General features: G+C 46.7%; 18 protein-coding genes and 1 tRNA gene. 8 read left to right on the top strand and 11 right to left on the bottom strand.

The genetic code is table 11. From position 1 onward, the window contains the following. Positions 1–295: 295 nt before the first annotated feature. On the bottom strand, positions 296–1246 hold the full coding sequence (locus ACJAYR_RS01515; protein ID WP_415234966.1) for a complex I NDUFA9 subunit family protein: 951 nt from the start codon (positions 1244–1246) through the stop codon (positions 296–298). 175 nt (positions 1247–1421) lie between these two features. Between ACJAYR_RS01515 and ACJAYR_RS01520 the strand changes: the two genes are divergently transcribed. Further along, a tRNA-Leu gene (locus tag ACJAYR_RS01520) sits at positions 1422–1508 on the top strand. 504 nt (positions 1509–2012) lie between these two features. Here ACJAYR_RS01520 and ACJAYR_RS01525 read toward each other — a convergent pair. Together ACJAYR_RS01525 and ACJAYR_RS01530 are read right to left on the bottom strand one after the other, a co-directional pair. Then, on the bottom strand, positions 2013–4388 hold the full coding sequence (locus tag ACJAYR_RS01525; protein WP_415234967.1) for a mechanosensitive ion channel domain-containing protein: 2376 nt from the start codon (positions 4386–4388) through the stop codon (positions 2013–2015). Then, positions 4295–4813 (bottom strand): ion channel, encoded by a 519-nt coding sequence (locus ACJAYR_RS01530; protein ID WP_415234984.1) that lies wholly within the window; start codon positions 4811–4813, stop codon positions 4295–4297. The genes ACJAYR_RS01525 and ACJAYR_RS01530 overlap by 94 nt, the downstream gene beginning before the upstream one ends. A 460-nt stretch (positions 4814–5273) precedes the next feature. Here ACJAYR_RS01530 and ACJAYR_RS01535 point away from each other — a divergent pair, with 460 nt between their 5' ends. From ACJAYR_RS01535 to ACJAYR_RS01545, 3 genes are all read left to right on the top strand, one after another. Then, the gene (locus ACJAYR_RS01535) at positions 5274–6038 is read left to right on the top strand and encodes a hypothetical protein (protein WP_415234968.1); all 765 of its coding nucleotides are present in this window, start codon (positions 5274–5276) and stop codon (positions 6036–6038) included. A gap of 47 nt (positions 6039–6085) precedes the next feature. Continuing rightward, the gene (locus tag ACJAYR_RS01540; RefSeq protein ID WP_415234969.1) at positions 6086–7684 is read left to right on the top strand and encodes an arylsulfatase; all 1599 of its coding nucleotides are present in this window, start codon (positions 6086–6088) and stop codon (positions 7682–7684) included. 149 nt (positions 7685–7833) lie between these two features. Then, positions 7834–8811 carry a formylglycine-generating enzyme family protein gene (locus tag ACJAYR_RS01545; protein WP_415234985.1) on the top strand — a complete coding sequence of 326 codons (978 nt, stop codon included), beginning with the start codon at positions 7834–7836 and terminating at the stop codon, positions 8809–8811. Between the two features lie 127 nt (positions 8812–8938). On the opposite strand, the gene ACJAYR_RS01550 is transcribed toward ACJAYR_RS01545, so the two are convergent. Both ACJAYR_RS01550 and ACJAYR_RS01555 read right to left on the bottom strand, forming a co-directional pair. Further along, complete coding sequence (locus ACJAYR_RS01550) at positions 8939–9646, bottom strand: gamma-glutamyl-gamma-aminobutyrate hydrolase family protein (RefSeq protein WP_415234970.1); 708 nt, start codon at positions 9644–9646, stop codon at positions 8939–8941. Then, positions 9636–10649 (bottom strand): amidoligase family protein, encoded by a 1014-nt coding sequence (locus ACJAYR_RS01555; RefSeq protein ID WP_415234971.1) that lies wholly within the window; start codon positions 10647–10649, stop codon positions 9636–9638. Before ACJAYR_RS01555 ends, ACJAYR_RS01550 begins: the two co-directional genes overlap by 11 nt. A gap of 605 nt (positions 10650–11254) precedes the next feature. On the opposite strand from ACJAYR_RS01555, the gene ACJAYR_RS01560 reads away from it, so the two are divergent. After that, on the top strand, positions 11255–12223 hold the full coding sequence (locus tag ACJAYR_RS01560; protein WP_415234972.1) for a hypothetical protein: 969 nt from the start codon (positions 11255–11257) through the stop codon (positions 12221–12223). A 187-nt stretch (positions 12224–12410) separates the two neighbouring features. Here ACJAYR_RS01560 and ACJAYR_RS01565 read toward each other — a convergent pair whose 3' ends face one another. Then, positions 12411–12920 (bottom strand): fasciclin domain-containing protein, encoded by a 510-nt coding sequence (locus ACJAYR_RS01565; RefSeq protein WP_415234973.1) that lies wholly within the window; start codon positions 12918–12920, stop codon positions 12411–12413. A gap of 233 nt (positions 12921–13153) precedes the next feature. On the opposite strand from ACJAYR_RS01565, the gene ACJAYR_RS01570 reads away from it, so the two are divergent. Genes ACJAYR_RS01570 through ACJAYR_RS01580 form a run of 3 tightly spaced genes read left to right on the top strand, consistent with a single transcriptional unit; the run spans position 13154 to position 15049 of the window. Next, entirely contained in the window at positions 13154–13855 is a 702-nt protein-coding gene (locus ACJAYR_RS01570) for a DUF6134 family protein (RefSeq protein WP_415234974.1), read from the top strand. Position 13856: 1 nt separating this feature from the next. Beyond that, positions 13857–14609, top strand: a complete 753-nt coding sequence (locus tag ACJAYR_RS01575; RefSeq protein WP_415234975.1) for an SDR family NAD(P)-dependent oxidoreductase — start codon at positions 13857–13859, stop codon at positions 14607–14609. Further along, the gene (locus ACJAYR_RS01580; protein WP_415234976.1) at positions 14606–15049 is read left to right on the top strand and encodes a nuclear transport factor 2 family protein; all 444 of its coding nucleotides are present in this window, start codon (positions 14606–14608) and stop codon (positions 15047–15049) included. Before ACJAYR_RS01575 ends, ACJAYR_RS01580 begins: the two co-directional genes overlap by 4 nt. On the opposite strand, the gene ACJAYR_RS01585 is transcribed toward ACJAYR_RS01580, so the two are convergent. The 5 genes from ACJAYR_RS01585 to ACJAYR_RS01605 all read right to left on the bottom strand — a co-directional run. Continuing rightward, positions 15012–15557 carry a DUF3833 domain-containing protein gene (locus tag ACJAYR_RS01585; protein WP_415234977.1) on the bottom strand — a complete coding sequence of 182 codons (546 nt, stop codon included), beginning with the start codon at positions 15555–15557 and terminating at the stop codon, positions 15012–15014. The two genes, ACJAYR_RS01580 and ACJAYR_RS01585, sit on opposite strands and share 38 nt — an antisense overlap. Before the next feature lie 26 nt (positions 15558–15583). Further along, a complete protein-coding gene (locus ACJAYR_RS01590) occupies positions 15584–16909 on the bottom strand; it encodes an MFS transporter (RefSeq protein WP_415234978.1) in 1326 nt (441 codons plus the stop codon). Then, positions 16896–18140, bottom strand: a complete 1245-nt coding sequence (locus ACJAYR_RS01595; RefSeq protein ID WP_415234979.1) for a class I SAM-dependent methyltransferase — start codon at positions 18138–18140, stop codon at positions 16896–16898. Before ACJAYR_RS01595 ends, ACJAYR_RS01590 begins: the two co-directional genes overlap by 14 nt. Next, complete coding sequence (locus tag ACJAYR_RS01600; protein WP_415234980.1) at positions 18141–18908, bottom strand: DUF1365 domain-containing protein; 768 nt, start codon at positions 18906–18908, stop codon at positions 18141–18143. Positions 18909–18912: 4 nt separating this feature from the next. Then, positions 18913–20200: NAD(P)/FAD-dependent oxidoreductase (locus ACJAYR_RS01605; RefSeq protein ID WP_415234981.1), on the bottom strand; the 1288-nt coding region annotated here is incomplete at its 5' end.

Genomic DNA, 20200 nt, shown 5'->3' on the forward strand with positions numbered 1-20200 from the left:
GCCATCAAGATCAGATCAAGGGCGACCTGACCCAAATGGGAGGTTTCTTTTACTCTAAATGATCAGGGTTGGCCAGCAAAAAACAAGATATAGGTCAGTATATATGTCCTATAATGATTTGCAATCACCTCAAAAAGCGATCTTTTGTGATTTTTACCGTTGAAACAAAAATATTATAGTACCAAATCGGACCTAAAAACGGAAAAAGACGAGCCCGGTCAGAGAATCAACACAAACACAAAAAAGGCCCCTCCCTCTCAGGAGCGGCCTATAATTTGTCACGTGGTCCGATGGATCAGGCGTGTAGCCCGCTATATCCGCCGCCTTTTTGATAGCGGGTCATATATTCCGGCAAGACCGATGTCAGCGATACCGGCTCAATCCCCAATTCTGCAAATCCTGGATAGTTGCCTGAAACCACATTATCCGCTTTCAACAACCGCACCTGATCCACTGTAAGGAACGGCTTTCCGGGCATCATCTGAAGGAAAAAGGCCTTAAACGCCATCAGGCCTTCGGGCACCGGGGCGATAAAACAGGTCCGGCCCGTTACTGCAAGAATAGCATCGATAATCTCTTTCAAAGACATTACATCCGGTCCGCCGAATTCATAAAGCCGGCCTTGCGCGTCCGGGGTTTCAACGATGCGAACGATGGCCTCTGCCAGATCTTCAATCCATAATGGCTGCATATTCGCGGCCCCACCATCCAGAAGAGGCAAAACCGGCAACAGGGACGTCAATTGTCCAAATTTGTTGGTGAAATCATCATCCGAGCCGAAGACAACAGATGGCCGCAGGATCGTTGCACCCTCATATTCGCGCTGTACCGCCTGCTCCGCTCCGGCTTTGGTCCGCGCATAGACGGACGGGCTGTCCAACGACGCCCCTAAGGCGGACATGTGAATCAGCTGTTTTGCGCCGGCCGCTTTAGCCGCGGTCGCAACGGATGTGGCCCCATCCAAATGCACTGCATTAAAATTCTGTGCACCGGACTGGTATAACAAACCCACCAGATTGATAACGATATCTGCACCGGCCACAGCCCGTTCAACAGATGCCTTGTTGCGAATATTGGTTTGCATACCAACAATCTGCCCAACATTTCCCTGGGTCATCAACTGCGCGGCCTTTTCAGTATCCCGCACGGCCAGCCGAATCCGATATCCCTTTGCGGCCAAACGCCCGACCAAATGTCGTCCAATAAAACCGGAACCGCCAAAAATGGTAATCAAACGCGATGACATGATGCTAATCCTCTCAACGATTATGGCCCCCGCCATAGCATAGCTTTCATTTCTGGTGCCGTTTTTACCCTTATCCATAGCCAAGGCCAAGATAAAACGTCCATAAATGGTCAAAGTTTTTAAAAGAGTGTTGACAGAAGCCCCCGCACTTTATATCAGAGGGCCTCTAAGAGTTGCCCAGGTGGCGGAATTGGTAGACGCGCTAGCTTCAGGTGCTAGTTTCTGTATGGAAGTGGAAGTTCGAGTCTTCTCCTGGGCACCAACTCTCAAAGAATTGAAATATAAGGGATTTATTCCACTTTTAACTGCCTTGATTTACAAATGTAAATCGGGCTGTTTTTGTTTTAGGATCAAATTGAGACCAATCTGAGCCCACGCCCCTTCTTCCTTTAGATGCTTAGGTCCTCAAACAGATTCAGAAACTGCTGAAACTTCAGATTTTCCAGGGGCGCTGAAAGATTAGCGAAAACACTCACTTTTCTTATTTTTGACAATGCCATCAAGACACCCGACTAATCATTGCCAAAACAATACGCGCGTGGTGTCTAAAGTTATTTGTTTGATGAAAGCTAAATGAACAGACATGGTTTCTCCAAATATACTTCATTGAATTTCATTTAAATTTTGGAGAAAAATTACACAGACTCTTTTATTTCGAATGCGGAATTATTTTATCTTGAAACCAGCACTACTCTTTTTTCAACAATATAGACCTTAAAAAAAACCTCCTTAATGGAACCAAAAACAATAAGGAGACTTAATCGTGTCATTTCGGTGAATCTGTCTGAGAAGCGTTTACGTCTTCTTCTATAGCCGGTAAAACAGCCCCCGCAACGGCTTCTTTCTCTTCGAGCGTGAGGTCTTTACTGTGTTCTTCTTCAGCCAATCTTACAGTGACTTCTCTGTGGGCAAATTTAATACCCTCTTTTTCGAAAAGCTCTCTAATTTTTGAATACACCAGCTTTCTTGTCATAAACTGATCACCCGGTTTCGTCATATACTTTACCCGGATGATCATTGCTGAATCCTCCATGGCGTATACGCCTTGGGACTTCAAGGGTTGCAAGAAATCGTTTCCGACCTCCGGATGTTCCAGCAATTCCTGACCCAACTTCTTAATGAGTTTTCGGACTTTCTCTACGTCGGTATCATATGTCAAGCGCAGCTGAAGCTTCATCATCACCCAATCACGCGAAAAATTGGTAAGAGTTTGAATCTCGCCAAATGGCACCGTATTCAACGGACCCATATGATGTCGAAGCTGCATTGATCGAATAGATATTTTTTCTACTGTTCCCTTAACCCCCCCGGCTTCAATATATTCTCCTGTGCGAAAAGCATCATCAACCAGAAAAAAAGCGCCAGAAAAAACATCTCGGACAAGTGTTTGTGCGCCAAAACCAACGGCAAGGCCAACCACACCTGCTCCGGCAAATAGAGGAGCGATGTCCAAACCAAGTTCTAGTAAGATCATCATAATTGTGATCACAAGAACCGTTGCCAAGATAGCATATCGAAACAGAGGTAATATTGTGGCAAGACGAGAGACCGAACCTTTTCCCCCCTCTTCACCCATTGCCACTTGCACGTCACCACCTTCTTCAATAATTTTCCGATTAATAGCGATTTTTACAACATTATAAGCGATAAACCCGAGAAATGAGACCAGCCCCACATCCCAAAGGCTTACGATGACGCTATTTTCATCAAAAAGATCCACGCCCCATTGTACGAAAATAAACGCCGCCGTACTGCCTAGGATAAGCAGCAACAAAGACTGTCGCGCTAAACCGGCATAACTAAGATCCTCAAATTTTTGGCTATTTTCTTCGTCATCGTTAACTGCTTCATTTAATGGCTCACCATCCTCCTGACTTATTTCACTTTCCATATTTTTACGGAGCACTGTGCTATCGTCAGTATTGGCAAGAAAATGGTCAATTACGACAGTCCCAACACCGTAAATTGAAAATGCGACCATAAACGCCAGATACATCGCCGCACTTAGCCCTGTTGCTTCCGGGTCCTGAATTATTATGCGGTACACAGTCACAATGCAGGCAAAAGAAAAATATAAGCCTAAGACCAAAGACCAAATGCTCGCAAAAAATCGAATAAACTTCGGCCAACTCGAAAGTTCAGCGTTGGTAAGTATGAGCTGACTAATGGGCCTATGACAACGCCAAACAACGAAGAGATTAAGTAGTAAGACACCCAGAACACAAAGCACTTGTAGTATCCGAAGTGTGTTCTCTTCAAATCCCAATTGAGAAAACCACATATTCAGGCCAGTCAATCCGATAACCAATATCGACACTGTGCAAATCCAGCGATACATGGACGTCGCGTCATCATCATCGAGCTCAAAAATCCTGTATTCAGGCATTTTGGGTGCCAGCCAAATTTTCCAGAATTCGCACGCCAACCAAGAAGCGGATACTACTGCAATCACAACAAAAGACGTGAGCTGGCTATTGTCATTATCCTCCAGGATAACCAACGTTACTAAGAGCGAAAAAACCCCGAACACCACAATACCCACAGCTTTCCCAGTAAATAAGCTGATTAGGAATAGCAGGCTTTCACTTCGCCCTTTACTGGCAGCACCAAACAGCAGATTAAACTTATTTGATGCCCAATCTGAACTTCCCTTTCCAATAAACAAGGCGATAAACATAGCCGCGAACGTCACAGCCAAGATCCAGAAAAAGCCGGTGATTTTTCCAGTACTATTAGATTTTTCTAGTACTGATACCAGTTCATGTGGAATATCTGGGATATGTGTTAAGCTCGACTTTAACCTACCTCGAATATCAGCAATGACGAATTTATTAGCTATTTGTGGTTCACCAGACATTCGTTGTTCTGGATTAGCTGTTAAAATTACGACCTCTACACCACGCTCTTTTGCCTTATCAACTAAGACTTGAAGCTCTTTGCTCAAAGGCACGCTCCCCGTAGAAGCTTGCTGTGCAGACACAGGTGCGCTTAAAATGCCAATCAGCAAAAATCCGACTAATAGATTGAAAAAATGGATAAATTTCATTTTCATACCTTTCCCGCATTCTTGTTCATGCTGATTGGTCGAGCAATCACGATCGCAAAATAAAATTGCCCAAACAATGCCTCGATTGAGATCCACGACTTTGCTATTCGGCTAACCGGGGTAATATCGCTGTACCCCATAGATGTGAAAATGACAATGCTATAAAAAGAAAACTGGCTGATCAGATACCGGATGTTTTCAGCTTGTTCCGAAAGGAAGTGGATGCTGCTAAAAGATCCCTGAGACCTGGCCTCAGTAAAATAATGGGTCAAAGCCAAGACCTTGCTTAAAAACAGATAAAAACTTTTTAGAAACAACAACGCTATTCGTGATCTCTTTTGCGTCATATCTTGTATCGGAAAATGAAAAACGTGATTTACGAAAAAGACAAAATTTGGGGTAAATATAGAAACTCCGTCTGCGATATACACTCCCTTCCAGTAAAAATGCCGTACCTTTTCAAACGATATTAATGACAGCCCAAATCCCAAAAACCTGAACCCAAATGCGCTGAAACTCATACAAGTATGTAAATAAGATCGATACCAAACAACCGTTTTCCATAACAACCTTAAGTTACACTCTGTCCACCCACTTCAAAATAAAAAGCAGTAGCAGCATTTTACTTTAGTAAAAACTCATTGTTTAAAGGAAAGTAATTTGGACTTCTCAACCGCGGCGATCAAACTTACAAAAACAAATAATTAGGGTAAGTCATACGGACCATGATTATTGGCATTACCAGGAAACATTTCCTAATCAACGAGCGTATCTTTTAACTGATTTCAGCCAAGACCGTTTAACATCATTGTATTGTAATTGTTGCTTTGGTTTCGGGTTCGCACATATGCCACTGGAATAATTAAGGTGCCTGCTTTCAATTTTATTCATTTAAAGAAACGTTACCAACTTGTTTTACATCTATAAATCATAAATTAATTATATATTGCCTGCGAGATAATTTTTTTAGAGATTAACCTGATGCGCAACATTCAATTGTCGGCTCTATCAATCACTGTTTTCTTTTTTCTGGGCAGTCTTGATAAAGCTATGGCATCGGACAAATGGCAGTTCGAAATCTCTCCATATGCATGGGCCACGACACTGGAAGGTGACGTCGGAGTAAGGAGCCTCAATTCAAACGTTGATGTCAGCCTTCTTGATCTGATGAAGGATGCCGATAGCTGGTTGGCAATTTTGGGGCATATGGAGCTGCGAAATGGCAAAACAGCTTTCTTTTTTGAGGGGAACTACGTCAACCTTGAATTCGATGGCAGTAGCGGTCCCATTCGGACTTCAGTAGAATCTACGCTTGGCATCTTGGAGCTTGGCGTTGCCCATGAAATTGCCCGTTGGGGTGTCGATCAACCGACAGTCGCAGAAGCCCTTGGCGGACTTCGATATACCTCTATCGAGAGCAGTATTGACCTAATCCCGGGTCCGGCGGCCGAGTTGTCGAAGGATTGGTTTGATCCATTTGTTGGATTCCGTACCAGAACAGACTTAACGGATAAAATCCAGCTCCGGCTACGGGGAGATTTTGGTGGTTTCGGAGTGGGCTCTGACTCTACCTGGCAGGCTATTGGGCTGTTGGTATTTGATGTGCCCTTCCTTGGCCAACAAACCGAGGCAGGTATTGGTTACCGCGCGCTTCGGCAAAATTACAGCGAAGGATCTGGCACCAGCCGTTTCAAATGGCATACGACATTACATGGGCCGCTGGTAGGCCTTAGTTTCAAGTTTTAAATGTGAATACAAACTAAACATATGTTTATAACTAACAGGTTTTCATAATGTTCAGACTTCTTTCTCTATTGGCAGCATTTGCCATATTGGCCTCAAGTCAAGCTAATGCTACCAACAAAAAACCAAATATCCTTGTTATCTGGGGAGATGACATTGGGTATTGGAATATTAGCCACAACAATCACGGCATGATGGGCTATAAAACGCCAAATATTGATCGTATCGCCAATGAGGGCATTTCCTTCACCGACTACTATGGACAGCAAAGCTGTACAGCGGGTCGGGCTGCTTTCTTGAGCGGCTCAGTGCCGGTTCGCTCAGGCATGACAAAAGTTGGACTGCCTGGCGCAAAACAAGGGTGGCAGAAAACAGACGCAACAATTGCTGCGGTCCTGAAAAGGCAAGGATATGCGACCGGTCAGTTTGGTAAGAACCACCAAGGCGACCGAAACGAACACTTGCCTACAATGCATGGGTTTGATGAATTTTACGGCAACCTGTATCATCTCAATGCAGAAGAAGAACCGGAAAACGAGGACTACCCTCGTGATATGATTTTGAAAAACGGGAAGACATTTCTTGAAACACATGGTCCTCGTGGAGTGATTCATGCTTGGGCAACAGATCAAGATGACCCATCTGTTGATCCGCGTTTTGGCCGCGTAGGTAAGCAAAAAATTGAAGATACCGGCCCTCTCACAAAAAAACGTATGGAAACAGTCGATGATGAAACCCTAGAAAAAGCTAAGGGTTTCATTAAGCGACAAGCAAAAGCAGATAAACCGTTTTTTGTCTGGTGGAATGGCACCCGCATGCATTTCCGCACCCATGTTAAGCCCGAGTTACGAGGCATTTCTGGACAAGATGAATATAGCGACGGTATGGTCGAGCACGATATGCATGTAGGGCAGCTTTTGGATCTGATTGATGAGCTTGGCCTCGCCGATGACACCATCGTCATGTTTTCAACAGATAATGGCCCGCACTATAACACCTGGCCCGACGCAGGTACGATGCCGTTCCGTGGCGAGAAGAACTCAAACTGGGAGGGTGCCTATAGGGTTCCTGCATTTGTTCGCTGGCCTGGAAAGCTCCCTGCGGGCAAAACTCTAAATGGGATTGTCTCTCATGAAGATTGGCTTCCTACTTTGGCCGCGGCTGCCGGTAACGACAACATCAAGAATGAGTTATTGAAGGGAACCGAACTGATCGGTCGCCAATATCGTAACCACATCGATGGCTACAACATGCTGGACTATTTTTCGGGTAAAGTTGAAGAATCCCCACGCAAGGAATTTTGGTATGCAGACGATGAGGGACGCTTTGTTGCTGCACGCTATCTAGATTGGAAGTTGGTATTCTTGGCAAATCGGGGGCAAACAATGGCTCTTTGGCGTGAGCCGTTCGTTGAATTGCGTGCGCCATTGTTGTTCAACTTACGTCGAGATCCTTTTGAAAGGGCTCAGCACAATTCAAACACCTATAATGATTGGTGGCTTGATCGAACCGGGTTCATATTCCCGCCGGTTGCTGGCCTTCTGGGAGAGTTCATTCAGACTATGGCTGAATATCCGCCAAGCCAGAAGTCTGGTACTTGGAATATCAACCAAGTTATGGAACAGTTGAAGAAAAGCACCAACCACTAACCCGTTAAAAATTATGTCAAAGCAACGTCAGAGACTAATATGTCTCTTCGCTGCTTTGGCGTAAATGCGCTCTGGATCTAGCCCTCATGTTTAACAAAACAAGAAGCTTCGCAATAACAATCGCTTTAGTGAGTATCTTTTCTCTAGCGATGTTGGGTACAATTTCACTGGACTTACTAGCGGAGGTAAACACCTCTTCTTCAGAAACCAAATGCAAAAGTAAAACCGGTGATCAGGTGTGGATTGAGGGGGGAACATTCACGATGGGCGATAATGAAACCTATCGAGAGGAAGCCCCGGAACACAAAGTGACCATCGATAGTTTCTGGATTGATACCAATGAAGTCACAAACGCACAGTTCAAGAAATTCATTGATGAAACTGGCTATGTCACAGTAGCCGAGCGTAAGCCTAACCCGGAAGACATACCGGGTGCTCCGCCTGAAATGTTAAAGCCGGGCTCTGTCGTTTTTACACCACCATTTGACGTTGGCGGTATGCAGAACATTACACAGTGGTGGACTTATATGCCGGGTGCAAATTGGCGTCACCCGTCTGGCCCCAAAAGCAATATTGACGGTAAAGATAACTTGCCAGTTGTCCATATCGCTTTCGAGGACGCACAGGCCTATGCCGATTGGGCTGGTCGGGAGTTACCAACCGAAGCACAGTTTGAGTTCGTGGCTCGAAGCCAAAAAGAAGGTGAGCATTACGCTTGGGGCGGTGAAGAACTTGCGCCAGAAAGAAAACATATGGCTAACACCTGGCAAGGTATCTTTCCCTTGCAGGATACAAAAGAAGACGGCTACGCAGGAATAGCCCCAGTCGGTTGTTACGATCCAAACGAATATGGCGCCTATGATCTAATCGGCAATGTGTGGGAATGGACATCAAATTGGTATGCAGACAGACACAACCCGAATGATACATTAAACCCAAAAGGTCCGACTAAAGAAGATAGTTTTGATGAAAAAAATGCAGGCTTTCCTGTGCGGGTTGTCAAGGGTGGATCGTATCTTTGTGCGCCGAGCTTCTGTATGCGATACCGCCCAGCCGCACGTCAAGCTCAGGATACAGGCTTGGGCTCAGACCATATTGGTTTTAGAACAGTTTCGAACCAAAGGTGAATAAACCGCGCTTGGGTATCAAAACTAGTACCTTTTATCTATCTAAACTGGCGACTCCCCCAAATCCCCGCCCCTAAAAACTGACACAGAGTAACGGTCACGGTAAAAGATTGAGCTGCACGCCGCTTCAGGTCCGCGCCGCCTGAACGAGAGAGCGAAACAGGTTCCGCGCAGAATTTGTGTAGAGCATCAGCTCCGGGTGCCATTGGACACCGATCATAAAAGGATGCTTTTTCCTGTCGGTCTGCTCGATCGCCTGAACGACCTTATTCTTTTCCAGCGCGACCACCCTGAGCCCAGCCCCCAGCTTATTAACCGCCTGATGGTGAATACTATTCACCCGGTAATGTTCATACCGACCCAGCAGGTCAAAAAGGTGAGCATCTTTTTTAATTGTCACATCCCGTCGACCGATCGTTTTACTGATCAGGCTGTCATTGGGCAAGAAGCCTTCCAGGACGTCTTTGGCTTCCTGAAACAAGGTGCCGCCCAGGGTAACATTCAACAACTGCATACCCCGGCAAATGCACAGGATCGGGCTTTGATGTTTGATCGCATACCCGATTACCTGCTGTTCCATTTTATCCCGCGCCCGGTCGTAGGAGGCAGACGCCTCCATCGGGACATCGCCATATAATTCGGGATGCACATCACTACCGCCGGTGATGATGAACCCTTCATATTGATCAAGCGAGTGATTCTGTTTTTCAGGGGTTATGCGATGGGCCCGTCCCCCGACGAGCCAGACCCCCAATTTTACGCACCACCATGGCACGCGACCGCCTTTTACCGGGCCGGTCACCCCAATTAAGACTCTCTTTTTTTTATGCGTCATATCCTAACTTTTCTGCAACTTCTGTTGACCAGTCCGCACTGAAAATTGGAAGACCGGTTTCTTGAAATTTTAGGTAATCCGCCGCCATTGATCGTAGCTTTTCCGGATCATTTGCCAGTTTTTCCACTTCAATCCAGTAATTCCAGTCGCGCGCAATGCGCCAGTCCGGATCATCAATTTCACAATTGGGAAGGCGATAGTGGAATGTGGGTCGGGCTTTCACCAACTTGCGCTGCCCTTCGTCCAGCCCATCTAACATCGATGGCTTCAAATGCGCAAAGAGAGGCAGCAAATCAAGGGCACGGTTTCGGGTCGGGTTATGGGCAAGATAGTCTTCGATGAACTGATCCAGTGATGGGTCATAGTCGTCCTGTAGCACCAGTTTGACATACGCCTCGGGAAAGGGGTCAATATAGGTCAACATCCGGCGCGGCAGATCAATCCGCATAACTTTCTTCAGCCACGGATAAAGAATTAGAAAGGCACGAAGAATATCGCGAATATACGAAACCTTTTCAGACGCGACTTCAGGGTTTATGTGCGTTCCGAACGCATTGACAAATGCTGACCGGGTACCCTTGGCGTCCTTTTCCTGAAGTTTCTGACGCAAAGCTTCCAACTTTGGAAGCTGGTCAAAGGGCATAGGCGGCGTCACAATTTCATAGGGAACCATCAACCCCGCAGCCTGCCCCATCCGGGCACTCAACGCTGCGCGGATCTGGTTCATATCCAAAAGACTGTCTTCCTCAACGGGATGTTTCATCTCAAGTTTAGCGGCCAGACTTTTCAGCATCTGGGCATCCAGCTCAACTTTGAAATTTCCCATTGGGGTATCGGTTACCTCAGCTTCCAGCGCGTTCTTGTACTTGATCTTTCCCCCAAACAATTCAGCGATAATCTCCGAACAGGTTTGAATATCCACATCCGCAAATTCAAATTCAAACCCGGCGCGCCGCTCTTGGTTATCCGGGTTGTGCGTAATCGGGGGCCGTTGAAATGACATAATCTGAAAGCTTCCCTACTTTGAATTTAAAGTTCCATCCTTCAGAGTTCCCTTTCCCAAGGTGTAAAACTGACAGGAACTCCCTTGTCTTTAATTGTCTAGCTAATGTCCGCTCCCACTTTTTCAATGAATTTCCGGCCGAAGCCGGAACACCTCTGACCTATTTTGATACCTGATCGAACGCGTAAGCGTTCAAAGGCGCCCTGTTTCAACAGGCCGATACACTGAAGTTTATTGTCGATGAATATCTTGAGAAAATTCGTGACGCAGGGTGAATATATATCACTCCAGAAACCTGCCACATGAGCGCCTGCCAATGCCGGTAATGGAGATCCCGTAAAATACGGGTTTCACTCACCTAGCGTTAAAAACAAACCTTTAATCGGTCTGCCTCAACCCTGATGCGACTTGCGCCTCCCCGACGAAAAAAAACTGCCTCATATTCCTCAGAGAGTTGTTCCGGTAATACCTGTTCTGATTTTAATAGCTTCTTGATTTTTCATATGCTAGAAAATTTCAAACGTGAAAAACATAACAAAATCATATGTTTAGAACAATCTAATATTTTGTTGTGATGCCGATGAATTATAGGATCTATAAGAATAATGAAAACCGTAGCCAAGTCATGCTTTATCGCCTGCCTCATGATTTCAACCTCTGCTGTCGCAGGGGAAACCAACAATGCCAGTAGATTTGAAGTTTCTGTTCAGACTGATATTCAGCGAGCGTGGCAACCCGAAACTATTTTCATGCTAGATGACGTTGCCGGTAGCCGGGCGAAAACCAACGAAACCATGACCTTGGCGGGTGTAGGAGTGGATATTGGCTATACACTCCCGGAAGATACTTTTCTAAGCAACTCATTTTTTGGCGATCGGCCGAGTGTCCATTTTTCTGGCAAATACATGACCGGCGACAGCACATCGTCTCATTTTGACGGCGGTGCCAATGCGAACTCAAATCTTAATCTGGATGGTTCCCGCGGCCTCCAATGGGTGAACGGGACCTGGGCGAGTGATAATCAAATCGATGTCGCACAATTTTCCGCCTCTATTAAGGGAAGCCATGAAGAAAACACCTGGTCCTTTGCTCCCTCAATCGGCGTTCTTTTTACGGACTATTCCCAGAAATATGACTTGAACGCTGCTTTTTCCTCCGCTAACCGAAATGTTCTGGATGCCTCTCTTGATGCTGATCTATACGGCCTGAGCTTTGGAGGTGAAATAAAGTCCCCAAGTTTTTCAGGCTACCGCTTTAGTGTCATGTCCAACATAAAAAGCTATGTCGCCAATACTGATCTATCCGCAATACAAGATAAAGATCAGAATATTAGCAACTTCAGCACTCTTTCGCTTCAGGATGATGAAACAAGCGGCGTTTATGAAGGAGAACTCGGTGTCCGTGTTGAAAAATCGTTTGGCGCAGTTGATCTGTCCGTCGGAATGAAGGCAAGTGCCACCTATGGTATGCCTTATATTCATATGCCCGAAGCATTGAACGATAGCGCCCGGATCGAAAATGACGAAACCTCTTACGCTGTAAGCGGGGATATCAGGCTAACGGTTCACTTCTAAGACAACATATCGCACATAAAAAAACAGCAGACCCAATAGGCTGCTGTTTTTTTATGTCCTGCGCCTTAAAACACATCGGTTAAAACGCTGTCTTGCAAAAAAGTGTGCCCACTGACAACGAGGGGATGAATGTCAGCGGGCACGGGGTTGCAGGCCGGCTATCCGTCCTGCCTGGGGTCTGAAAACTTTATTCTTTCGGAAGAAGAACTGTGTCGATCACGTGAATAACACCGTTCGATGTCATTACATCAGCGCCAACCACTTTCGCATTGTTAATCATCACGGCATTGCCGGTTGCATTGACACTTAATTTGCTGCCTTCAACTGTTGCGGCCATCATTTCTTTACCCGCAATATCCGTCGACAGTACTTTTCCGGCCATTACGTGGTAGGTCAGGATCTGCACCAGCTTGGCTTTATTTTCCGGCTTCAGAAGCATTTCCACTGTTCCGTCGGGCAGGGCATCAAAAGCCGCGTCCGTTGGGGCAAAGACGGTAAAGGGCCCCTCACTTTTCAAGGTACCGACCAAGTCAGCGGCCTTAACTGCGGCGACAAGGGTATTAAATTTTCCTGTGCTGACGGCAGTGTCGACAATGTCTGCCTGAGAGCCCGCGAGGCTGTTTGTACCAAAAGCGGCCAAGCCGAGCGCGAGGGTGATAGCTGCAATCTTTGAAGTAAAAAGCTTGTAGAATTTCATGTTCTCTCTCCTAAGGGTCGGCGATCCGACATTTCTAAAAGATCCAGGTCTCAGCAGATCATTTTCCCCCTTGTTTACGCAGCGCCTTCCGAATTGGATCAAAAAAAAATCAATAAAATCAAAAACTCAGGCATTTTTTTCTTTCTTGAGAAAAAACTGATCCAATATCGGTTCAGACGCGTAAATACTTGTTGATGCCCTCACGTTTTCGCCACCCAAAGGGAGAAAGAACAATGTTTTCACCGCGTAGAAGTTTGCTGGCAGGAGTTGCTTTTTTATCTACCATGGGCTTTACAAACAGCGCCACAACAGCGCTGAGTTTGAGCCCGGTTGATCCACTGGAAATGTACGGCAAGCGCATTGAATTTTCTGTCTTGCGGGATGGGGACCACGTGGGCCGTCACAATGTGATCTTCAACAAGACCGACGACCAGCTGGAAGTCATCTCGAATTTTGAGTTAAAACTGACACTGCTGGGATTGCCTATTTATAAGTATATTTATGCAAGCGTGGAGAAATGGGAACGCGGTAAGTTGACAGCCTTGAGCGTTGATATTGTAGATGGCGGCGAACGCATCACGAATTCCGCCGCCCGTAAAGAGGCCGGTTTTTGGGTCAATGGCCAACAGGTGTCGGAAAAACCTGACTATAGTATTTACCCGACAAATCACTGGAATAAGAACGTGTTGTTCCAGGACACAGTCCTGAACACCATTTCAGGCAATTTGAACCGGGTTACAATCCAGCCAGAAGGGATCGAAACCATTGCTGTTCAGCAAGGCTTGATAGAGGCCCGCCGATACCAATATGTCGGCGATCTGGACGCAACGGTCTGGTATGACCGCAAAGGCCGGTGGGTCAAGCTGGCCTTCACCGCAAAAGACGGATCCAACGTTGAATATTTCTGTTTAAACTGCAACACGGAAGATAATTGATATGAGCTCTAAAAAACCAATTTGGATCATTGGTGCAAGCAGTGGGATCGGGGCAGAGCTGGCCCGTCAATATGCCGCTGAAGGCACCCCTGTTATTATCAGTGCCCGCCGGAAAGAGCAGTTAGATAAAGTTGCATCCGAATTTCCTGACCTGCTGACGACCTGTCCCATGGACGTAACAGATCCGGACACTATCCAGAAATGTGTCACCGCCCTGTTTTCGTCAGAACAACCGCCGGAACAGGTCATTATTAATGCCGGGACCTATCGCCCCATGACCAGCGATAAATTTGTTGCCCAAAATGGGATTGATACGATGACCGTAAATTATTTTGGAGTCATTCGGGTTCTTGAACAAATTCTGCCGCCCCTGTTGAAGGCGGATGCTGGAAAAATTGTTGTGATGGGATCAGTTGCCGGGTTTAACGGCTTGCCCCTCTCCCATGCCTATGGTCCCAGCAAGGCCGCGCTGATCAATTTATGTGAAGGACTGGCCGTTGATCTTGCCAAGACAGGGGTTGATCTTCAAATCATCAATCCCGGGTTCGTTAAAACACCGCTGACAGACCAGAACAAACATCCCATGCCGTTCCTGCTGGAGGTGGACGATGCCGCCAGGCGGATCCGACAGGGCATTGAAACGAACCGGTTCGAGATCACCTTTCCGCTGAGATTTGCCTATATGCTAAAATTGATCCGCTTGTTACCTTACTGGATCTCAATGCCTCTCATCCGGAAAGTCACTGGCTCATGAAAGCGACACCTTCAGAAGAAACCTGCAAACAATATATTTCGTTTTTTGAAAATCTGTCGCCGGAAACCGTTTCAGATCTGGATCAACTGACAACTGAGAATTTATACTTTGAGGACCCATTTAACAGGCTACAGTCCCGCTCAAAGGTCATCGAATTATTTTCCACCATGTTTGATCATCTGGAGAAGCCCAAATTTTCCGTCAATACCGTATTTTGGGATGATGAAAAACAGTCTGCCGTTCTTAAGTGGGAATTTGACGCGACTTCCAAAAAACTGGGAGCCGTTCATATCAGGGGTGTTTCCGAGCTTTTATTCAACGAAAACGGACTGATCCACACACATGTGGATTACTGGGATTCTTCTTTATATTTTTTTGAGAAGATCCCTGTATTGGGCACGCTTATTCGGTGGATAAAGCGGCCGTTGCGTCTCTCGTAAAAAACAGGGTGACGGTGCCGATTTCAAACCCCCAACGCGTCACTGTCGCCCGGTTAATAATCACGTCATCAGGTTGACGAAACAGCCAGTCATCAAACTTTACCCGCCAGACACTATCTTCCACTTTCAGATCCATCTCGTAGGTCCAGTTCAGGCTGTTCCCGTATGATATCCCAACAGCCTTACCGATGACGTCATCAGCCGATCCTTCAAATCGATGAGCGTCCTTGGCTATAATCGTCCAGACCCGACGGGATTTTTCGCCATCCGCATACACAAAGGCCTCATCCAGAACCAATGTGTCCCCATTGACGGTACCGTCAATATCCACCTTGAACTGGCGCCGCAAATTTCCAAAACGATCTTCGAAAATCCCCCACGCTGTGGTTTTGCCGTCAAAATACTCGAACAGATCGAGGGCCGGCGTGGCGTTTTTAAACTGTTCAGGCTTCATTGTATTACAACCCGTCAAAATCAACAGTAGGGGAAACAAAAAAAGGGCGCGCATCGGAATTCTCCTTAGACTGGGTGTGATCAGCCCGCGCGCCGTTCCAGTCGATTTCTGATAACATTGTGTTTTCTCGCATCTAATGGAAAGCGCCACATGATGGCGACTGAACTTACCTTTAATACGATGGGGACCACGGCATAGATCACTGAAAGAAGAAGTAAATCTAACGCGGTTGAGACCTCTGCAGTGTCCGCAGATGTCTCTGGTTGACCAAGAATGATATAGGCCGATCCGGCACCAACCCCCAGCGCGAGTTTGCTGACCATACTCCAAAGCGAGAAAAGCAGGGACGCGCGATCCTCGCCGGTCGAATAGGTATCCCAGTCCGCCACATCCGCCTGAATAGACGGCGGAATAACAAGATCGGCCCCCACGGTTATGCCAGTCACCAGACAGACAAGACCGAATAAAACAACGGATCCTGTCGATAAAAACGGCACCACCAAGAAGGCGAGGCAGGCGATAATCATCGCATAACCCCAGACGCTGTGTTTGCCATATATCCGACATAAATAATACCAGATCGGCATCCCCAGAATGGCCGCGGAAAAATATAAAAACAGAAGATAGGTACCGGTGCTTTCTTCCAGTCCCAACCCGTATTTAACAAAAAGCGGGAAACAGGCCGTTGCAACACCGATGGACATACTGTTCAAAAACCAGGCGAGCATCAAGCGCAGGAAAAGGCGATTTTTTCGAAGCGTCTTCAACGCTGATAGCCGTAATTTTGTGGATATCTTTTTCCGCGATGATCTTAAGAAAAACAGGAATGGAAAGGCGGCCAGCCCTAAAAACAGGATCAATTCTGCACTGCCGCGTAATTGCCCGGAAACCGGTTGTTCCGCTGCAAAAGCAAGATACGCACCCAGGATCAGGATGCCGACAATACCTGAAAATTCCCGCGCCGCGTTATAACTGACGCGCTTTTCATACTGGCCGGTCAAATCAACAACCCAGGCAAGATAGGGCACTTGAATAACTGTCCAGCCAAACAGCATCAGGCTATACCAGAAGAACAGATAAAAACTGCCAACACCGACGGACGGTGTGAAAAGCTGAAACAGGGCAAACCCGGTAATGCCGGCACCAATACCGATCTGTATTTTACGGGCATTGGCGTATCGTCGCTGCGAATTCTCGGTTGCCCAGCCAACCACAGGATCTGTAAAAAAATCCAGTATTCTAGCCATCAGAAGGACAAGCCCGGTCTGCGCGAGACCCAAGCTGAGATTATCCGCGTAATAGGCTGGGATTATGACAATGACCGGAATAAGCGGCATCGCCATAACCACGCCCGGCATGGCATATAAAAAGACCGGCAGGTTGGGTTTTGGGTCAGGATAACTCAAAGATAACCACATCCAGCGATTTCTGGCGGAAACCAGCTTCGCAGTATTTCAGGTAAAATTCCCACATGCGTTTAAACCGTGTGTCATACCCAAGCGTACTGATTTTCTGCCAGTTCTTCTGAAAGTCTTTTTCCCACTGGGATAAAGTATCCGCATAGTCGGTCCCGAATTCCTGGCAGATCCGGACATTAAAACCATTTTTTCGGGCCGACTTCATAAAGGCCGTTTTGGACGGCAGCAAGCCTCCCGGAAAGATGTATTTTTGAATAAAATCCTGCGATCCAAGATAGGTATCATACCGGCTTTCATCGATCGTGATCACCTGTATGGCGGCTTTCTTGCCCGCCTTCAGGTTCTGTTTTAAACACTGAAAATACGAGTCCCAGTTTTCCCGGCCCACCGCTTCAAACATTTCGATCGATACGATCGCATCATAACGGCCATGATGATCCCGATAATCACGCAGGTGAAAACGCGCTTGATCTTCCAGTCCCTGCGACGACAAACGATCTTTAGCAAATGCAAGCTGCTCTTCTGACAGGGTCAGACCATCAATAAGCCCTTGATATTCCAGAGCGGCAAACTCAGCGAAACCGCCCCAGCCGCAGCCAACTTCCAGGATTTTCGACCCTTGCTCAACCCCGGCAATGCGGGCAATTTCCTGATATTTTCTTGTTTGCGCCTGCGCCAGCGATTGATCGGCTTGGTCAAAAAGGGCCGACGAATAGGTCATCGTCCGATCGAGCCATAACCGGTAGAAATCATTCCCAAGGTCATAATGGTGCGCGATGTTGCGCCGACTACCACTTCTGGTATTGCGGGTTTTAAACAGGGCAAACAAATGCTGTATTTTAGTCAGAAGTCCGCCAAGGATGCTTTCTTGCAGATATTGTTCATTCAACAAGGCGACCTGCATCAGGGCATCCAGATCCGGTGAGGACCATTGCCCGTCCATATAGCTCTCTCCAAGGCCAATATCACTATGCTTGAGAAACCGTTTCACCGCGCCGATATCATGCAGGTCCATTTGTGCGCCCTTTACGCCTGCCACGGGCTGACCAAACTCAAAAAGCGCGCCCGAGGGCAAGGAAAGGGTGACATGGCCATACTGGATGCGCTGCAATACATGTAAAAAAGCGCTCAACCAGGGATCATTGAATTTGGATGCGGAAAAAGAAACCGGTTGGTACTCTGATACAGAAATCTTCGGCTTGTGGGTAACGTCGGACATTTATTTCTCCTGCATCTCTTTTGTTGGCGTATCGAAGCGGTCGACAACTTTTAGTCCCTTAAGCCAAAGTTTTAACGCCTCCCAATGGATGCCGGTAATGACTTTTAGGCTGTTAAAGGGGAATTTGAGCAAAGCCTGACCAAGTGTTCGGCTGGTCAGTTCAGAACGCGTACCGTGAAAGGACGCGTTCATAATCGGGCTGCCCTCATGAAATTGCCGAATGGAAACCGCAATCTCATCTGACGGGGGAAGCAAAGCAAAATTGTATTGGCAATCCATCGGCATAAAAGGCGAAACGTAGAATTTCTTTGCGCAATAATGCTTCAAAATTTTCTGGGGGCAACTGTCGGTGACTGAAAAAACATAGGTATGCTGTTCACCAAAAGTATTGCGGACCTCATAAACGACAGCCGCAACGGTATTCTCTTCCCCATAACAGTAATAGACCGATATAGGATTAAAGGCATAGCCAAACAATCTGGGAACACAAAGCAGGCTGATCCGGGAAATTGGTGTCTCAATTCCCTCTGCCTGCAACTTACCCAGAATGTAGGCTTTAAGATCAGCCGGATTATGTTCACCAAAATCGGATTGATACAGGCTGCAAATATTCTTCTTGCCGACCGATAAAAAAGACAGGCTTTTATCCAACAGATCAAATTCATCCAAATCAATCAGAAGATAAAAAAGGCGGTACTGCAAAAGATGCCCAACCGGCTTTAACCGCCGATGGGTCACGATCCCTTGATAAAGTGCGCTTTTCAACATTCAGTTATGCCACACATGTCAGTTCTATGCCCATCCAATCACTGGGCAGACAAATCCTGGACTGCTGTATATCATGTGCCCAGGGCCGCCGCAGGCCGCCCAACGCTTCTGCAACTGCAAGGCCAGATTGTATCCCATCTTCATGAAACCCGTACCCAAAATAGCTGCCGCAAAACCAAAGACGATTTTGTCCCTGAAGGTTCCACAGCCTGTGCTGTGCCGCGATCGCTGCCGTATCAAATAAAGGATGCTCATAAGGAAAACTGCGGATCACAGTGCCTTCTTCGATCTGGATCGCTGGATTGAGGGTCACCAGATAATTTTTCTGCGCTGAAATATTTTGGAGCTTGTTCATCCAGTATGTCATGGACAGCTGCTGTTTTTCCTGACCATCGGTAGAATGGGTCAGATAATTCCAACTGGCCCAGGCATTTTGACGTTTAGGCATAAACCGTTCATCACTGTGCAAGACGGCCAGGTTCTTTTCATATCTGAAAGAGCCAAGAATTTTTTGCTGCATCTGGCTGGGCTCGCTGATCATTGAAAGCGCCTGATCTGCATGGGTCGCAATCACCACGTCATCAAATCGTTGAACCGATCCGTTTCGCGATTGGACCATCACACCGGACCGTTCGGGATGGATGATTTCAACCGCCGTGTTGAGTTTGATTTTATCGCCCAATATCTTCGCGACTTTATTCACATATTGTTGGCTGCCCTGCTGGACGGTACGCCACTCCGGTCGGTCTTTCAGTTGAAGAAGCCCATGATTTTGACAAAATCTGATGAAGGTTTCTGCCGGATAATTCATCATATCACTGGCTGGCGTTGACCAGATCGCAGCCCCCATAGGCAGCAGATGGTTATCGATCAATTCCCGGCTGTACCCGCCTTTTTCCAGAAAATCTCCAAGCGTTATGAACTGTGTCTGTTCGGCCGTAAAAATTTCTGGAGCTTCCTTGTAAAACCGCCTGATCTCCATCAGCATTTTCCAGAATGACGGACTTAAAAGATTGGATTTCTGGGCAAACAAACCACCGATTGATGTTCCAGAATATTCCAGCGCCCCATCCCCCATCGATACACTGAACGACATTTCTGTGGGATCTGTATCGATCTGCAATTCTTTGAAAAAATTAACAAGGTTGGGGTAGTTTTTCGTATTATATACGATGAAACCAGTGTCGATATTATGTCCATCGGCAGAGACAGTGTTGCTATGACCCCCCAAGCGATCGTCTTTTTCCAACAGCGTCACATCATGTTTTTTTGCTAAAAGCCACGCAGCGGAC

The sequence above is a fragment of the Sneathiella sp. genome (assembly GCF_047631475.1).
GTDB lineage: Bacteria > Pseudomonadota > Alphaproteobacteria > Sneathiellales > Sneathiellaceae > Sneathiella.